Source organism: Cystobacter fuscus DSM 2262 (genome assembly GCF_000335475.2).
GTDB lineage: Bacteria > Myxococcota > Myxococcia > Myxococcales > Myxococcaceae > Cystobacter > Cystobacter fuscus.
This window is the reverse complement of record NZ_ANAH02000006.1, coordinates 1-16,749: the sequence shown is the minus strand read 5'-3', so window position 1 is coordinate 16,749 and position 16,749 is coordinate 1. Positions and strand designations below refer to the sequence as shown.

At 67.2% G+C, this 16,749-nt stretch carries 10 protein-coding genes; 6 read left to right on the top strand and 4 right to left on the bottom strand.

What is annotated here, in order from left to right; translation table 11 throughout:
• Window positions 1–4: 4 nt before the first annotated feature.
• On the top strand, window positions 5–1,027 hold the full coding sequence (locus D187_RS54960) for a hypothetical protein (protein WP_002631274.1): 1,023 nt from the start codon (window positions 5–7) through the stop codon (window positions 1,025–1,027).
• 103 nt (window positions 1,028–1,130) lie between these two features.
• Window positions 1,131–2,471, top strand: a complete 1,341-nt coding sequence (locus tag D187_RS10365) for a hypothetical protein (RefSeq protein WP_043429245.1) — start codon at window positions 1,131–1,133, stop codon at window positions 2,469–2,471.
• A gap of 4 nt (window positions 2,472–2,475) precedes the next feature.
• On the opposite strand, the gene D187_RS10360 is transcribed toward D187_RS10365, so the two are convergent.
• Together D187_RS10360 and nhaA are read right to left on the bottom strand one after the other, a co-directional pair.
• Window positions 2,476–4,170 (bottom strand): ABC1 kinase family protein, encoded by a 1,695-nt coding sequence (locus tag D187_RS10360; protein ID WP_043429373.1) that lies wholly within the window; start codon window positions 4,168–4,170, stop codon window positions 2,476–2,478.
• Window positions 4,171–4,221: 51 nt separating this feature from the next.
• Entirely contained in the window at window positions 4,222–5,580 is a 1,359-nt protein-coding gene (gene nhaA / locus D187_RS10355; protein ID WP_043429244.1) for a Na+/H+ antiporter NhaA, read from the bottom strand.
• A gap of 307 nt (window positions 5,581–5,887) precedes the next feature.
• On the opposite strand from nhaA, the gene mutS reads away from it, so the two are divergent.
• Both mutS and D187_RS10345 read left to right on the top strand, forming a co-directional pair.
• Window positions 5,888–8,509 (top strand): DNA mismatch repair protein MutS, encoded by a 2,622-nt coding sequence (gene mutS, locus D187_RS10350; protein WP_245591685.1) that lies wholly within the window; start codon window positions 5,888–5,890, stop codon window positions 8,507–8,509.
• Between the two features lie 299 nt (window positions 8,510–8,808).
• Window positions 8,809–10,245 (top strand): Kelch repeat-containing protein, encoded by a 1,437-nt coding sequence (locus tag D187_RS10345; protein WP_081713646.1) that lies wholly within the window; start codon window positions 8,809–8,811, stop codon window positions 10,243–10,245.
• A 72-nt stretch (window positions 10,246–10,317) separates the two neighbouring features.
• On the opposite strand, the gene D187_RS10340 is transcribed toward D187_RS10345, so the two are convergent.
• Window positions 10,318–12,408, bottom strand: a complete 2,091-nt coding sequence (locus tag D187_RS10340) for an Ig-like domain-containing protein (protein WP_002631281.1) — start codon at window positions 12,406–12,408, stop codon at window positions 10,318–10,320.
• 103 nt (window positions 12,409–12,511) lie between these two features.
• Here D187_RS10340 and D187_RS10335 point away from each other — a divergent pair, with 103 nt between their 5' ends.
• Window positions 12,512–13,552 (top strand): hypothetical protein, encoded by a 1,041-nt coding sequence (locus D187_RS10335; protein ID WP_245591672.1) that lies wholly within the window; start codon window positions 12,512–12,514, stop codon window positions 13,550–13,552.
• Window positions 13,553–13,603: 51 nt separating this feature from the next.
• Here the strand turns inward: D187_RS10335 and D187_RS49750 are convergent, their stop codons facing one another.
• Window positions 13,604–15,079 carry an OmpA family protein gene (locus D187_RS49750; RefSeq protein ID WP_002631283.1) on the bottom strand — a complete coding sequence of 492 codons (1,476 nt, stop codon included), beginning with the start codon at window positions 15,077–15,079 and terminating at the stop codon, window positions 13,604–13,606.
• A 42-nt stretch (window positions 15,080–15,121) separates the two neighbouring features.
• Here D187_RS49750 and D187_RS54955 point away from each other — a divergent pair.
• The coding region (locus D187_RS54955) for a choice-of-anchor D domain-containing protein (protein WP_155893299.1) at window positions 15,122–16,749 on the top strand (1,628 nt) is incomplete at its 3' end.

Genomic DNA, 16,749 nt, shown 5'->3' with positions numbered 1-16,749 from the left:
GTGGGTGAGCCCGGCACGCCTGGCCCTCGCCTCGCTCCTGCTCCTGGCGGGTTGCGCCACGGGCGCGATTGGCGGCTCCGGCGGCGTGGCTGGGGAGGTGTCCACTTGTGCCACCCAGACCCTTGCTCCAGGTTGGCCCAACCTCTCTTCTGGCGGTTCCCAGGCGCTCCTGGAGCCTTTCCTCTCCTGTGCCTCGCCCGGCGACTTTCTCGCCTTGCAGCGGCGCGTGGACATGCCCCGGCTGGTGGCGCGGTTGGATCCATGGAGCGCCGTGCGGCTCGGGGCGCTGGGGCCGGTGTGCGAGGAGGCATCTGGCCCGCTCAACCGCCAGCGCACCGTCTTCCTGCTCCAATCGCTGGAGCACTACGGCGCCGCCAACACCGAGGTGCTCGCCCACTTCGTGCTCGACTCCTGCCATGACGATGACCTGAGGGACATCCTCCGCCTGCTCGCCCAGGACAAGCAGCTCACGGAACTGCTCGAGCAACTGCCCTCCCTGGGCCCCGCGCTGAAGGCTCGTGGCCTCGAGCCTTCGTCTCATCCCGAGCGTGACTTCCAATGGAATGACGTGGGCCGAGGCCTGTCCCGCGCGGCGAAGGACGCGCTGTCCACCATCCCCGTGGTGAATGGAGCCCAATCCACGCTCATGGCGTTGCAGGCGCTCAAGGCCCAACTGCCGCCGCCCTACCAGCGGGCGCTCGACGCGGTGGAGCACGAGCAGCTCGAGCAGCGATTCTCAGCGGGCTCCGTGGCGGTGGGCGTCGTGGACCACATGACCTTCGGAGTGCCACTGGGCTTCTACGGCCTGGTGGCCGGGACGGGCCAGGGGGCAGAGGCGCCTGGCGGAAATAAAGGAGGGCAAGGCCTCCAAGGGTCCTCTGCGCTGGGAGGCCTACGAGCGGCTGTGGGGATGGTTCACCCGGGGGCTGGCCTTCGAGCGCACCATGGTGGAGCGGCTGAAGGCCGACGCGGCGCTACCGAGGGCCCAGCGCCGATTCCTCGGGGACTTCAACAAACCTCGCATTGAAACCTATGTGGGCGTGAGAAAGCCGGATACGGGCCTGCGCTTCGTGGATGTGCTCATCATTGAAGAGGGAGAAGTCGCTTTCGGGAGTGGAGGTGCTGGTCCAATGAAAACGCTGAGCGTGCATGATTTGAAGCAGGAGGACAGCATTTGGTTGGACTTCGCAGGTGACGTGGATCCTCATGCCGCGAGGGAGAGTGAGCTGAAGCCCTTTCTCCAAGCGCTCGAGGAGTACGCTGATGGATGGATGCCGAACGTCGTCAAGGGTAAGAGAAAACGCAAATATTCTCGTGCTTCATTCTGGCAGGCGCTGGAGGAGGGGCACGATGGGAATAGCTCGGACCTTGGGCTCTACCGGACGGAGTGGCCCGCGCTGGACGGTTATTTTGGGCTAAGGCACCCACCGCGCCCGCCCCAATTGGAGGTTCTCATCAACGTGAAGCCGCTCTCCTTCTTCGCGGAGGCGGAGCGCTGCCGGAAGTTCGTGGAGATGGTGCGCGTCTGGGCCTGTCGCTATCCGGTCGCTCATGCCTCCGCTCACAGCTCCGATGACTCGAATCTGGCGGACGCTCCCAGTTTTGGCCGCGATGACGAGACTCGAAGAAGAGACGGGTTCGACAAAATCTACGAGGTGTTCTGGCTCAACGTCTTCGGCCCCAAGCTGGTGCAGTCCATTGGCCGTGAGCGCGTGCTGTCCACGCCCGCCTGGAGGGTGGAGGAACTTCCCAATGGCTGCGTCCTCCTGGTGACGTGGCCCACCGCCGCGGACTTCGCCAGTGACGAGGCACGTCTCGCCCAGGCCCGAGCCCATGCCCACCTCCGGCCGGATCTGGACTTCGACACCGTATTGCGCACCCTGCGCGAGCGCAGCGCCCTGCTCGCGCCCGTGGAGCCCCGCTTCCACCCGGACCTCGCGCCGCTGCTCTCCCGAGTGGTGGACGATGTCGCCAGCTACGAACGCCAGCGGAAGATCGCCGGGTTCAACGCCTGGCAGCCACCCGAGCCCGAGGAGTGGGCTCCGGCCACCTCCACCTTGCCCTCGGACGTGGACGACCCGGAAGCGGCGCGCGAGCACTACGACACCCTCGCCGAGCACCTCGTGGCCTTGTTGCACACCAAGGCGCCCTCCGTCTTCGAGGCGACGCCCGAGTCGCTCACGGACGCCGACTTCCACTTCTGGCACGAGGACTTCCCGACGCGCCATCTACCGGAGGCCATCGAGCGATACGCGATCCCCGCGGTGGGCGCGTACCTGGGCGAGGTGCTGGTGCGCCACCTCGGCGGCCAGTGGATCCCGCGTCGGAAACTCGAGGAGGCCCAGGTGCTCGTGGGCAGCCGTGTCTGGTTTCCCTTCGTCCGGGCACGCCACTACATGCGCTCGCGCCAGTCGATCCTGGACCACTCCCTCACCTGGCTGTACCGCGTGGCCGAGCGGCACCGTTCCTGACTCCTCACCGCGGGGGCTTCTTGTTGCCCAGCCACCGGCTCACGCGCACCTTGCCGAAGCGCTTGCCGAACAGGAACCAGGTGAAGGTGGCCCCGAAGAGCCCCGCCGACAGGGCGAGCCCCAACAGGCCCAGCACCGGCAGGCCGTGGAATTGCCAGGGCCCCGTCTGCGCGAAGGAGATGAACACCCCCACGATGGTGCCGCACGCGCACAGGCCCAGGAACATCACCAGCGCCGCGCTGCGCAGGCTGTCGTTGAGCCGGTCGAACTGCTCGGCCCGCACCGTCACGCTGAACTTCCCCGACTCCAGATCCAACAGGATCTGCGACAGCTGCGTGGGCAGATCCGCCGCCATCGACTGGAAGCGCAAGAGGGTGCGCATCAGCCCGCCCTGCAGCTGGCTCGGATCGTACCGGTCCGCGAGCAGCTCCTTGGCGTAGGGCATCGCCACCTCGAGCACGTTCATGTCCGGGTGGAGGCTGCGCAGGATGCCCTCGGTGGCCACCGAGGCCCGGCCGAGCAGGGCGTACTCCTTGGGCACGCGGATGTGGTAGCGCACCGCCAGGTCCAACAGGTCGCGCATGAGGCTGCGCGAGTCCACCTCGCCCAGCGTCGTCGTGAGGTACTTGCCGAGCAACGTCTCGATGTCGTTGCGGAAGCCCATCAGGTTGGCGCGCGAGTCGGGCGCGCCCACGCGGTAGAGGATGCGCGCCACCGAGTCGCTGTCCTTGAGCGCCACCGCCATCACCAGCATGACGAGCGTCTCCTGCATGACGCGCGTGAGCCGGCCCACCACGCCGAAGTCCAAGAGCGCCAGCCGGTTGCCCTCCAGCACGAGCAGGTTGCCCGGGTGGGGATCCCCATGGAACAGCCCGTCCTCGAAGAGCTGGCGGAAGCTCGTGTCGAGGATGTGGCCGGCCACCTCGCGCCGATCCTCGGGGGACAGCTGCGCCTGGCTCACCTTCACGCCCCGGACGAACTCCATCGTCAGCACCGTGCGGCTGCTGAGCGCCTCGTACACGCGCGGAATCGTCATGTACGGCCGGTTGCGGTGGTTCTCGAGGAAGGCGCGGATGTTGGCCGCCTCGTGCACGAAGTCCAGCTCCTCGTGGATGGCCCGGTCGAACTCGTCGATGATGCCCGTGGGCGAGTAGATGCTCGTCTCCTCCACCACGGCCTCCAAGAGCCGCGCGAGCGAGCGCAGCACGGCCAGGTCCGAGTCGATCTGCTCGGCGATGCCCGGCCGCTGCACCTTCACCACCACCTCGTCGCCCTCGAGCGTCACCGCGCGGTGTACCTGGGCGATGGACGCCGCGGCCAGGGGCTTGGGATCGATCTCCCGGAAGAGCTCTGAGGCGTCGCTGCCGAGCGACTCGCGGATGCGCGTGTACACCTCCTCCAGAGGGAAGGGCTCCACGTGATCCTGCAGCGTGGCCAGCTCCTCGACGTACTCGCCGGGCAGCAGGTCCGCGCGCGTGGAGAGCACCTGCCCGAGCTTCACGAACGAGGGGCCCAGGTCATTGAGGAGCATCCGGAAGCGCCGCGCGGTGCTGGCGCGCTGGGTCTCGGCGGAGACCTCCACCTTCTCGCGGCGCCCGAGCAGCCGCCACACCCCGGCCCGTTCGAACCACTCGCCGAAGCCGTGGCGCGCTGCGATGACCCCAATCTGCCGGAGGCGGTTCAAGTCCTGGAAGAGCACGGTGGGCGGCACCTTTCCACGGGCCCGGGCATCCGGCAAACCCCAAGAATTTCAGGGCGCGTCCGTCCTCGGGTCCGGTGCGGGCTCGGACGCGGGAGGGCTCGGAGCGAAGCGCAGCAGCAGGTAGCCCACCACCGCGGACAAGAGCGAGCCCAAGAGGATGCCCAGCTTCGCCTCCGACAGGAGCTGCGGCTCGCTCGCGAACGCCAGCCCCGCGACGAACAGCGCCACCGTGAAGCCGATGCCCGCCACCACCGCCACCCCATGCAACTGCCCGAGCCGCGCCCGGCCCGGCATCTCCGCGAACCCCGCCTTCACGCTCGCCCAGGTGAACAGGAAGACGCCCGCCTGTTTACCCAGGAACAGACCGGCCATCACCCCCAGGGGCAGGGGCGCGAGCAGATCCGCCAGGTGCATGCCGCGCACGGAGATGCCGGAGTTGGCCAGGGCGAACAGGGGGACGATTCCATAGCCCACCCAGCCGTGCCACAGGTGCACGAAGCGGGTGAGCGGCGGCTCGATGTCCTCCAGTTGCTCCTCGATGTACAGCAGCTGGCCGGAGCGCACCTCCTCGTCCTCGGGCTCGTTGAGGATCCGATCGACGAACCCGTGCAGCTCCTGCAGCACCTCCCGGCCGCGGCGCGTGGGGCGCGCGGGAATCATCATGCCGGTGATGACTCCGGCGATGGTGGCGTGGATGCCGCCGTGGTGCAGGGCGTACCAGAGCGCCGTGCCCAGAGCCGCGTACACCACGCCATTGCGCACGTAATAGTGGTTGCAGGCCGCCAGCACGAGGGTGATGCCCAGCGCCCCGAGCAGCCACGACACGTGCAGTCCCGTGCCGTAGAAGAGGGCGATGACCAGGATGCCGCCGATGTCGTCGAAGATGGCGAGCGCCGTGAGGAACACCACCAGGCCATGGCTCACCCGCCCCTTGAGCAGGGTGAGGCACCCGATGGCGAAGGCGATGTCGGTGGCCATGGGGATGGCCCAGCCCTTGAGTGCCGGGGTGCCCGCGTTGAACGCCGCGTAGATGGCCGCCGGCACCACCATGCCACCCAGCGCGGCGATGAGCGGCAGCAGCGCCCGGGAGGGGGAGCGCAGCTCGCCCGTGGCCAGCTCGCGCTTGATCTCCATCCCCACGAGGAAGAAGAAGATCGCCATCAACCCGTCGTTGATGAACTCACGCACGGTGAAGTGGAAGAGGGCCTCGCCCAGGCCGAGCGCCAAGGGGGTCTCGAAGAGCGCCTCGTAGCCATGGGCCCAGGGCGAATTGGCCCAGACCATGGCCGCCACGGCGCACAGCGCCAGGAGGATGCCGCTGCTGGCCTCGAGCTTGAAGAAGGCCTGGACGGGCGCGACGGCGGCCCGGAACAGCCGGGGGACGGGAGGCACGGGGCGAGGGTCCATGGTTGGGACAGTTCGCACACCTCCTCCCTCGGGGCTACGCTTTTGGTCGGGGCTCATACCGATTTTTCCCAACCCGGGATGTCTGCCCTCCGTGCGAGCGTGGGCCCATGGGCGGAGTAGGCGTGAACGGGTGGACGGCGGAGGTCAGATGTTCTGTTGATCCCCGACGGGACGCGTGAGACAAGAGGCGGCGATGGGCGCGACGCAGGCGAAGGCAGTCAAGGGCAGCGGGGACGAGGGCGAGGCGACGGTGGAGGGGGCGGGCGAGCCCTCGGCCGGGGCGCGGGAGATCGGCGCGCTCACCCCGATGATGCGGCAGTACCTCGAGGTGAAGGCGCTCAACCCGGACGCCATCCTCTTCTTTCGGCTGGGGGACTTCTACGAGATGTTCTTCGAGGACGCGGTGCGCGCCTCGGAGCTCTTGCAGATCACCCTCACCGCGCGGGCGAAGAACGCGGAGAAGGTGCCGATGGCGGGGGTGCCGTACCACTCGGCGCGGCGCTACATCACGCGGCTGGTGGAGCACGGGCTCAAGGTGGCCATCTGCGAGCAGGTGGACGAGCCGGGGGCGGGCCCTGGCATCGTCCGGCGCGAGGTGACGCGGGTCATCACGCCCGGCATGGTGCTGGACGAGGAGGCGCTGGAGCCGCGCGCGAGCAACTTCCTGGCGGCGGTGTACCCGGGGGCCGAGGGCTTCGGGGCGGCGCTGCTGGAGGCGTCCACGGGGGAGTTCTTCTCCCTGGAGGCGGACACGACGCAGGAGCTGGTGGAGGCGCTGGCGCGGGTGGAGCCGCGCGAGCTGCTGGTGCCCGAGGGGCATCGGGACTCGCCGGAGACGGCCCTGGTGGTGTCCCGGCTCTCGCGCGCGCCGGCGGTGGCGGAGCTGGAGAAGGCGGCGTTCGAGCCCGCGCGAGCCGCGGCGTTCCTGCGGGGCCACTTCGCGGTGCAGTCGCTGGAGGCGTTCGGGTTGCAGGACGCGCCCCTGGCCACGGGGGCTGCGGGCGCGGCGCTGCGCTACCTCAAGGACACGCAGAAGACGGACGCGGCGCACGTGGACAGGCTCAGCCGCCAGCAGCGCGGCGGGCACCTGCTGATGGACGAGTCCTCGCGGGCCAACCTCGAGGTGCTGCGCACGCTGCGCGACGGTGGGCGCAAGGGCTCGCTGCTGGGGGTGTTGGATCGAACGGCCACGGGGCTGGGGGCGCGCAAGCTGGCGCGCTGGCTCGGGGCGCCCTTGTGCTCGCGGCCGGAGATCACCGCGCGCCTGGACGCGGTGGAGGAGCTGTCGCAGCGCAGCGTCTGGCGCGAGGAGCTGACGGGGGCCCTCAAGGAGGTGGGGGACATCGAGCGGCTGTGCGGCCGGCTGTCGCTGGGGGCGGGCAACGCGCGGGACCTGAGGGGGCTGGCGGTGTCGCTGGCGCAGTTGCCGCGGCTCGCGGCGGTGCTGGCGCGCTGCGAGGCGGGGCTGCTCAAGGCCCTGGGCGGGCCGCTCGGGGCGTTGCCGGAGCTGACGGAGCTGCTCTTGCGCGCGGTGGTGGACGAGCCGCCGGCGACGCTCAAGGAGGGCAACTTCATCCGCCCGGGCTTCCACGCCGAGCTGGACAAGCTGGTGGCGCTCGCCACGCAAGGCAAGGACTACCTGCTCGTGCTCGAGACGCGCGAGAAGGAACGCACGGGCATCAGCTCACTGAAGGTGCGCTACAACCGGGTGTTCGGGTACTACCTGGAGGTGACGAAGTCGAACCTGCACCTGGTGCCGGCGGACTACATCCGCAAGCAGACGATGGCGGGGGCCGAGCGCTTCATCACGCCCGAGCTCAAGGAGTACGAGGAGAAGGTCCTCACGGCGGACGAGCAGCGCGGCACGCTGGAGCTGGAGTTGTTCGAGCAGTTGAGGGCGCAGGTGGTGAAGGAGGCGCCGCGGCTGCGCTCGGCGGCGGAGGCGGTGGCCACGGCGGACGCGCTGTTGTCGCTGGCGCGGTGCGCGGCCGAGTACGGCTATGTGCGGCCGGTGGTGGACGACTCCGAGGTGCTGAGCATCACGGGCGGGCGCCATCCGGTGGTGGAGCGGATGTTGGGGGCGGGGGAGGCGTTCGTCCCCAACGACGTGAAGATGGACTCGGGCGAGTCGCAGATCCTCATCATCACGGGCCCGAACATGGCGGGAAAGAGCACGGTGATGCGGCAGGTGGCGCTCACGGTGCTGATGGCGCAGGTGGGCTCGTTCGTGCCGGCGAGCGCGGCGCGGATTGGGCTGTGCGATCGGATCTTCACGCGCGTGGGGGCGGCGGACAACCTGGCGCGGGGGCAGTCCACCTTCATGGTGGAGATGACGGAGACGAGCCACATCCTGCACCACGCCACGCGGCGCAGCCTGGTGGTGCTGGACGAGATTGGCCGGGGCACGTCCACCTATGACGGCCTGTCCATCGCGTGGGCGGTGGCCGAGCACCTGCACGACAAGAGCGGGGCGCGCACGCTCTTCGCCACGCATTACCACGAGCTGGTGGACCTGGCGCGGGAGAAGCCGCGGGTGAAGAACCTGTGCATCGCCGTGCGCGAGCAGGGGGGCAAGGTGCTCTTCCTGCGCAAGCTGGTGCCGGGTGGGGCGAATCGCTCGTATGGCATCGAGGTGGCGCGGCTCGCGGGCCTGCCGCCGGAGGTGGTGGCGAGGGCGCGGGACATCCTGCAGAACCTGGAGTCGGGGGAGTTCGACGACAATGGGAAGCCCCGGCTGGCGCGGCGCGGCTCCCGGTCGTCGGCGCCGGCACCGGGTCAGCTCGGCCTGTTCGGCGGAGGCGGGCCGAAGCTGGAGCCCGCGCAGCAGAAGGTGCTGGAGTCGCTCAAGGCCACGAAGGTGGACGAGCTGACGCCGCTCGAGGCCCTCAACCTGCTGGCGGCGCTCCAGCGGGAGCTGAAGCCGTCTTGATGTCTAGCCGTTGATGGCGCTCCCGCCCGAGGGTGGTCCCGAATCGGGGCCCCCGGGCGGGTTTTGAGTATCGACGTGCCGTGGCGCGCCCACTCAACCGGTTGTCGCCCTCGCGGAAGTCGAACCTGGCGCTCTTGGGTACAAGACGCTCGTCCGCTCCCGGGGGGACCGGTCCTTCGACACGAGTGAATCCTGTCCCGGCCTGCATGGTCGGCGGCTCACTGCGTCTTCGATTTCAATCAAATGTACTGCGAGTGCAGTCCTTAATGACTGTCATTCGCAGTGAGAGGGCATGACACATGTGGAAGCGTTACCTCATGACGGCGTTGAGCCTAGGACTTGTCGCGTGTGGTCCGGGCGAGGCCCCGGAAGAGCAGCACCTGGCGAGCGTCGAGCAGAAGGCCATGCAGACGGTGGGACCGCTGCAGATCGCGCGTGCTCAGCACTGCTCCATGAGATTGCCGGATGGAAAGGTGCTCTTCGTGGGAGGGTTCATCAACACCAGCATTGAGGTCACGGCCACCACGGAGGTGTACGACCCGGGGACAAGGACCACGTCGTTCCGGGCGCCGATGAACGTCGCTCGGCGCTCGCATGAGTGTCTGACCCTTCAAGATGGCTCGCTATTGGTGCTGGGTGGGGTGGCGAACGGCTCAGCCATCGCTTCCGTGGAGAAGTACAACCCCTCCACCAACAGCTGGGCCCTGCTGGCACCCATGCCCGCCCGCAACTGGGGGATGGCCGTGGCTCAACTGGCCGATGGCCGCGTCCTGGTTGCGGGAGGGACCAGTGCCGACGCGAGTGCCTACTTGTTCGATCCCTCCGCCAACTCCTGGATGCGCACGGGCTCTCTGAGCTTCGGACGAACCTCGGCTGCGGCCGTCAAGCTCCCGGACAACCGGGTGCTGGCGGTGGGAGGATTCACGTCGAACGACAACCGGCGGGCGCTGGAAGTCTACACGCCGTCCACGGGCACCTGGTCCGTCCTGGCGCCCTTGCTCCAGGACAGCCCAACCCCGATCGCTACCCTTCTTCCGGATGGGCGTGTCTTCGTGGGCACGTCGAATGAACTCAGCCGCGGTCTCGTCGCCCAGGTGTACACTCCCTCCTCGAATACCTGGACGCTCCTGCCGCGCTCCAATAGCCCCCATGACATGGGGAGGCTTGCCCTCGTCAATGGCCAGCCCATTGTGGTGGGGGGTGGTTTCGGAGTGCCAATGCCCTTCGAGCAATTCGACTTTGCTCAGCAACGGTGGACCACGCTGGGACAGCTCAGTATCCCACGCCACGGCTTCACCCTGGATGTACTGACGGATGGCTCGCTGCTCGTGGCGGGAGGCTATCAGGCCAATACCCAATATACCTACACGACGATGGACCTGCTCACTTTTGACACGCTCCCGCCCCCCGGCACGAGCCCACTCACCTACAGTGCGTCCAATACCAACAGCGCCCAGCAGAACACCACCAATCGCACCTTCACGCTCAACGCCGGGGATATGTTGAAGGTGGGGACCTGCGGCGTGCCGGGCTCGTCCGCCTCGGGCGACACCTACCTGCGATTGTTCGGCGGTGGCTTCCAGGTGTTCGGGAACGACGACAACTGTGGTAGCACGGCGTCCTTCATCCAGTACACGGCGGCCACCACCGGCACCTACGAGCTGCGTGCCGGGTGCTTCTCGAGCGGTAGCTGCTCGGGCACCGTCACCTTCAGCATCACTCCGGCCAAGCTGTAGCTTGGACTTCAGCAAAGCCCCGAACCCCAGCCAGCAGGTAGCGCTGGCCGGGGACAGGCGGACACGGGCTACTCAGTTAGGCTTTGAATTCCAGCACAGCGCATCGTTCGGGTTGTCGGTGAAGTTGTTGTTAAACGAGGGATCCCTGAGGTAGTCGGTAATCCCACTGTCTCGGGTGGCCGCGCAATCTTGTGCACTCCTCAAGGTGCTGTTGGTCAGGAACTTCGGCTCCGTCCCGAGTTGCATGTGGACGTTCACATTGCCCGAGCCATAGATGACGTCACTAAAGAAGGGATCGCCGTTCCCGCCCCCGTGCGTGACGAGCACATGGTTGAGCTGGCTTCCCGTGGCCTGCCAGAAATGGAGTCCGGCCCAATGCCCATTGGGGGCGTTGGGGATGTCTGGAATGAAGCGGATGGGGGCGTCCGCGGTGCCCACGGCTTTCAGGACACCCGGCCTGTTGGCTTGAGCCCCGACCAGGAGTGCCGAGCCTTGAGCGCTCTGGATCTCCGTCCCGGCGGCGATGGTCAACGTGGGGGGGGGCGTAAAACCCACGAACACCGTGCTGGTGAGCAGATAGGGCAGTCCCAGGTTGGGCCATGTCTGGGTCTCGATGATGTTTCCGTCCATGAGCGCCAGCACATTGATTCCATTGTTCCGGAAGTTGAGCCCCGAAGGCAGTGTGCGGACGTTATTGGGCATCATGAAGATGGGATAGGTAGCGTTGTCGCGTGACGTCAGTCGCGCCGAGCCCTCGGCGAAATAGCCTCCCTCCAACAGGACGATGCCGGGCCCGCTGCTCTTCTGCGTGATGAGATCGTTGACGGAGAAGGAAGAGGCCAAGTCTCCCTTACCATAGAGGTTCAGGTTACCCCGTCCTGGGGTGACGAAATCGTCGGGCTTCGGCTCCTTGCCTGCGTACTCGATGGTTGCATGGGAGATGCGGCCAGCATGGGGAGAGGCGGTCATCACATGGACACCCCGCCAATGGCCCGGTTGTGGAGCGTCCGCGTGGGCGGTGAGGAGGACAGGGGCATCCGCCTTACCGTCCAGCACCAGTCCTCCCTGGATGCTCCTGGAGCCCACGACGAGCCCCACGTTGGCGCCAAAGCGCACCAGCGTCCCGGCGGCCAGGGTGAGAGTTGCCGGGGTGGTCTCGCCGCCGACGGTCAGCTCCTCATTCACAATGAAGGGAATGCCCGGGTTGGGCCAGGTCTGGGTGCGTAAGACCCGCGCGCCGGTGAGTTCCACGGCGTTGGGCTTGTTGTCCGTGAAGGCGCCGCCCGTGGGAAGGGTGCCGGCCTGGTTGGCATCGATTCGAACCGCGGGGCCCTCACTGCCCGAGACGGAGAGCCGGACCGAGCCGGCGCCAAAGGAACTGCCGTCACTGGCCACGAGGACGCCAGTGGAAGCGCTGTCGCGCACCGCTACGTCCTTGAGCACCGGAGCCGCCCCGCCACGGATGACGAGGCAGGCGCCCGCGCTCTGGGGGCCGCAACCTGTCACCGTGACGTGCTCCAGCGTCGAAGCGCTGTCCTTGGAGGAGAAAACCACGCCGTTCCAGGAGCCGCGCGTGGCGCCGTTCTGGGCCTGAAGCAGGATGGGGGCCTCCGAGGTGCCAGAGGCCCGCAGGGAGCCTTGGGTCACCCGCAGCTCCGCACCCGGGGCGAAGCGCACCACGGTCCCCGCCTCCAGGGTGAGCGTGGCGCCTCCGTCCACCACGAGCGGGGCTTTCACAAGGTGGGGATTGTCGGAGGTCCGCCAGGTCTCCGTGCCGGAGACGGGGGTGGAATGCTCGGTGGGCGGCTTGGGAGTGAGGGAGAGAGAGGCCTCGCCCTGTTGCGTGGTGTCACCCGAGGTGGCACTGGCGCGGATGGCCACGGTACCGCTGGAGACGACCACGGTGGTGACCTTGCCCGAGGCATCCACCTTGGCGAGGGTCTCGTCCCCAGACGTCCAGGTGTAGGAGGAAACGGTGAAGGGTTGACCGTTCTGGTCCGTGGCGGTGGCGGAGCACTGTGCGTTCTGGCCGGCCATCAGGGTGGTGGGAGTACAGGAGACGGCCACCTTGTCGAGCTGGGGCGGCTTGGGATCCGGCTCACCGGGGCATCCCGCGAGGACCAGGAGCGACGGAAGCCATGGGAGAGCCTTGCTGAACTTCATGAGGTATGGACTCCTTTCATACGAGCGGCCGGATGATAGGACGAAATCGATCGAGTTGGACTGGGACCTACTTCGCCCGCCGTCCTGCCTGGTGGCCGGTGCGTTGCGACGCTGGATCACTCCCGATAATCTGCCGCCCATGCGAGCAGATGCCGCCAAGGGGGCAGAGTCAGCGGGGGCGGTGCGGGTGGATACCCTGGCACTCGAGGGCATCAGCTCTCAATCGGCCTACGAGGCCTTCCTCTCCGCCGCCAAGGCCCTCGAGCCCGGCTTCATCGAGGAGTGCTGCGCCGACATCGTCCTCGCCTACCACGGTGTGAGTCACGCGGTGGAGCAGGTCCTGGGGGGAGGGGCTCAGAGCGTGAGTGGGTTGCCTCACGTCGATGTCGGGGAACTCTCGCTGCTCCCTCGCCTCGTGCAGGGCCTGGCCTTCGCCGCGCTCCGGGCGGAACGGGAGCGCGAGGCGGCCTCTTTCGGCTCCCTGTTCGAGCGTGCTCAACAGGAGCGGCGCAGGTTGCGCAAGGCCGCGGATGCTTTCGCCGAGTCGCATCTCCTGCCCGACGCGGACATCGACGAGGTCTGGTTGCATGCGCGACAGGATGTCCTGGAGGACTGCTTGTCGCTCGTGGCGTTGTTCCGCCGGAACGCGGCGAGAATCGCGGGCCGCTCTCCCGTGACCCCGGGCGAGGTCGACGCGGTGGAGCAGCTCGTCGGACAGGTGCGCATGGTTCTCGGGCAATCGGGAAGCGCGAGGCAGGAGGAGAACGCGCTCTTCCGGGCCATCGAGATGCGGGACCGGTTCTGGACGCTGCTCAACCAACGTTACGACGTCCTCTGGAGGTGTGGGGCTTGGATCTACGGTCGTGCGGTCGTGGACCGGGTCCCGCCGCTGCCTGTCCGTCCAGCGCTGGTCCGGCGCGAGCCGGGTGGCGTGGCTGACGGGGCAGCCCCACGCGTGGACATGGTGGTGCCGCGAAGTATGAGTACTCCTGGCCTCGTACCCGTACGGGGAGGGAGCCCGTCCTCTCCCTCCAGGACGCCTGAGCGGGCCGTGTCCCGGCACCTGGATGAGATACAGCGGGAAATGGATCGCAAGACGCGCTTCCTGGTCCGCATCGGAGCCCTTCCTTCCGCGCGGCGATGAATCCGCCCACCCGCCTTCCCGTGTGGGTTGCGGGCGGCGGGTAGAGCACGACTACGGGGGAGTTGCCCCGGTGGTGAGCGGCGCGGCGGAGTCGGTGATGACGAGCACTTCCGCCCGGCGATTGAGCTGCCGCTCCTGCTCGGTGGCGGGCTGGGCACTGACGGGCCAGTCCGAGCCAAAACCCTGGATGCGCACCTGTGTCGCGGGAATTCCTTGATCAATCAAGTAGCGCCGGATCGCCTGCGCACGCCGGACCGCCATGAACGAGTCGGCGCTGTCCTTGTCCGAATGCCCCTCGATGAGGATGCGGCCCGTGTTGGCGTGTTCCGACATCCGCAGGACGGCCTGATCCAGGAGGGGAACCACTCCCGGTAGCTCCGCGCTGCCCCGGGCGAAGTGCAGCTCCCCACGAAGCACGACCTTCTCCTGGGGACCGGGCTGGTGGGGCTTGGGAGGAGTGGGGGGCGCCGCGCCGTCAGCCGCCCGTGCTTCTCCGCGCCCCAGGGCATTGAGTTCCCAGGCGGCGACCGGACGGACCGGTTGCTCGTCGGAGGTGGATGGGGGCGTGGCCAGGACGAGTTGGAGCTCCTGATCCGCGCGCGCATCCAGGAAGGAGATCTTGGGCGGGGGCTCGCTGCGGAAGGAAATGCCCGTGAGCACGCGGTAGAGAGGAGTCCCCAGCGCCGACCCGAATCCCGGACCTCCCAGGATGAAGGCCTCCAACCCGGGCACGAGCGGAAAGCGGATGCCTCCCAGCAGCTCGACGGAGGGTTTGGGGTTGGCGAATGTCGCCCGCAGGCCCAGCTCTCCCCTCAGGCCCTTGCCCGTCGTGGCCAGCGCGGCCCCGATTCGCACCTCCGTGGACGCCCCCTCGCGGATCTCCGCATCCGAATCCGACGTGGGCAGCAGGATGTTGGGACGGAAGAGGACTCCGGCCTCCAGCGAGGTCTGCAGCCAGCCCAGCTCCATTCCCGCGGTCATCCGGGCGTGGTAGCGCAGTCCGTCATCACCGGCCAGCGCGGCTCCCGTGCCGAACGGAAGACCCACGCCCAGGTCAGCCGCCAGGTCCACCGGTTGACGGCGGCGCCGCGACAGCACACCCAACCGGGTCTGGAGGACGGGCGTCCCCAAGCCCTGCGCCGTCAACTCCGCCAGGCCCACGTCGTTGGGGTTCGTCCCCTGCTGGAAGAGCACGATCGGTAGCTGCGCGCCCACCTCCAACCACGGCAGGATTCCATAGCTGGCCGAGAGCAGGGCGGTGGCCCGGTGCTGGACGATCTCGAGATCATTCTGGCCGTCGCGCAGCACGAGCGGCAGGCGCTGGTAGTGCCCCAGCAGGCTCACGTTCAGCCCGGTGGGCACCAACAGCTCCCCGTTGCCGACCAGCAGGGTGCCACGCCCGATGTTCGTATCCAGCCGCTCCAGCTCGAAGCCCGGCAGCCGATCCCCGGATTGCGCGGCGGCCAGCGAGCAGCCCAGCAGTGTCGCGGCGATTGCGCTTCGGATCGGGAATGAAGGTAAGCTCATGATCGGGTAGAATTCTACCGCTCTTTTCGTGGGGAGTGACAAGTGCTCCGATTCTATGTGCTGGCTCTGCTGCTCCTTGGCGGCCTGGTGTCCTGCGGGCCAAGCGACGCCGGAAAGGCCGCGCTCGAGGATTCGCTCCGGGTGAACGCCATGGAGGGGGCTCTCGTCATCAACCCCGACGCAGGGACTCGCGTCATCACCCGCAGCAACGACTCGGCTCTTAGACTGGAGTGGGACGGAGGGGGGCCTGGGAATAGCACGGGCTGTCTGCGGTGCCGAACCTCCAATCAGTATAGCTGTCCAGAATCCAGGACCTCTCCCGAATTCAAGCGGCCCATTGGTTATACCCTCCCGCCCGGACTGGTCGTCATTGGTGCCAAGGCCAACGTGTATGGCGCCACGGTCAACGGGGGTAGCGACGATGTTATCGTCAAACTGAACAGTCTTCCCCTGACGACTGGGAATCCAAGCAAACCCAATATCTCATCGACGACCCGGGGTTGCACGAATCAGACTGCGAGTGGCTACAAGTGCGACTCTCCAGATGGAGGGGCGAATGGTTTCGCGGTCTCAGTCTCGGACAAGGCTCAGGGGATAGCGTGGGTTACCAATACGGGCGCGGCAGCGGGGACGGATGGGGGGACGACGAGCGGAACGGACGCAGGGGCAGGGGCGGACGCGGGAACAACGCAGGGCAATCTGTTCGTGCTGGAACCGGAGAACGATGGTTACTGCATTTCGCACGTCGACCTCGAACTGACCGTTGTCGAACGACATATCAAGACAGTTCCCACGAAACTGGAGTTCGACAATCAGGCGATCGGCACGGAGAGCAATCCCAAGTCGGTTGATGTCATCAATAGTGGCGCCGCATCGCTGACAATCTCCAAGATCGAAGTCAGTGAAGGGTTCATCCTCGTCGAGCCAACCGTTCCGGACACGGGACTTGTCGTGGATCCAGCGGGGATGGGTGCCTCGCCCCTGCAAATCAAGGTCAAGTTCGCCCCTGGCGACAAGGTACTCCCGTTCAGTGGCAAGTTGAAGATCACCAGTGACGCCATGGAGGAAGTGCTGCCCGTTGATCTCTCTGGCACCGGCGTGGAGTTCGTCACGCAGGTGGACAAAAACGCACTCGAGTTCGGTTTGGTTCGTGCGAAGAGCAGCCATACATCAGGCGTGAAGATATACAACGCGGGACGTGATACCCTCACGATTACCCCCTCGTTCACCGCCGACTCGGACCCAAGCTTCTCCCTGGATCCAACCACGGCAGGTCCCATCTTCATCCCAGGAGGGCTCGAGGAGACGATCAATGTGATCTTCCAAGGGCCCGAGGACACGGAGGAGGAGGTCAGCGGAGATCTCGTCCTCGGCATCCAGGGGGATCCCAAGAACGGCAGCAAAGTGATTCACCTCACGGGCAGTGCGAACAAGCCTGTACTGCCGGCCAACCCCACGTTGAACTTCGGGGCACAACGGGCGGGGACGAGTGTAGAAGACACGGTGACGGTGACCAACACGGGTTCGCGCTCCATCACCTTCTCGTCCATCGGGACGCCCGACCCCACCTACTTCGAGATCCTGGAACAAAAGCCCGCGGGTGCGTCGGTCACCCTCCAGGGTGGGGGAGGTGCGAACTCCACGTTGTCGTTCCGGGTGAGGTTCAAGGT

What these genes read in the sequence shown, in the direction of transcription:
- D187_RS10365 (WP_043429245.1), top strand. Translation starts at nt 1,131, where the DNA reads ATGAAAACGCTGAGCGTGCATGATTTGAAGCAGGAGGACAGCATTTGG.
- nhaA (WP_043429244.1), bottom strand. Translation starts at nt 5,580, where the DNA reads ATGGACCCTCGCCCCGTGCCTCCCGTCCCCCGGCTGTTCCGGGCCGCC.
- mutS (WP_245591685.1), top strand. Translation starts at nt 5,888, where the DNA reads ATGATGCGGCAGTACCTCGAGGTGAAGGCGCTCAACCCGGACGCCATC.
- D187_RS10345 (WP_081713646.1), top strand. Translation starts at nt 8,809, where the DNA reads ATGTGGAAGCGTTACCTCATGACGGCGTTGAGCCTAGGACTTGTCGCG.
- D187_RS10340 (WP_002631281.1), bottom strand. Translation starts at nt 12,408, where the DNA reads ATGAAGTTCAGCAAGGCTCTCCCATGGCTTCCGTCGCTCCTGGTCCTC.
- D187_RS49750 (WP_002631283.1), bottom strand. Translation starts at nt 15,079, where the DNA reads ATGAGCTTACCTTCATTCCCGATCCGAAGCGCAATCGCCGCGACACTG.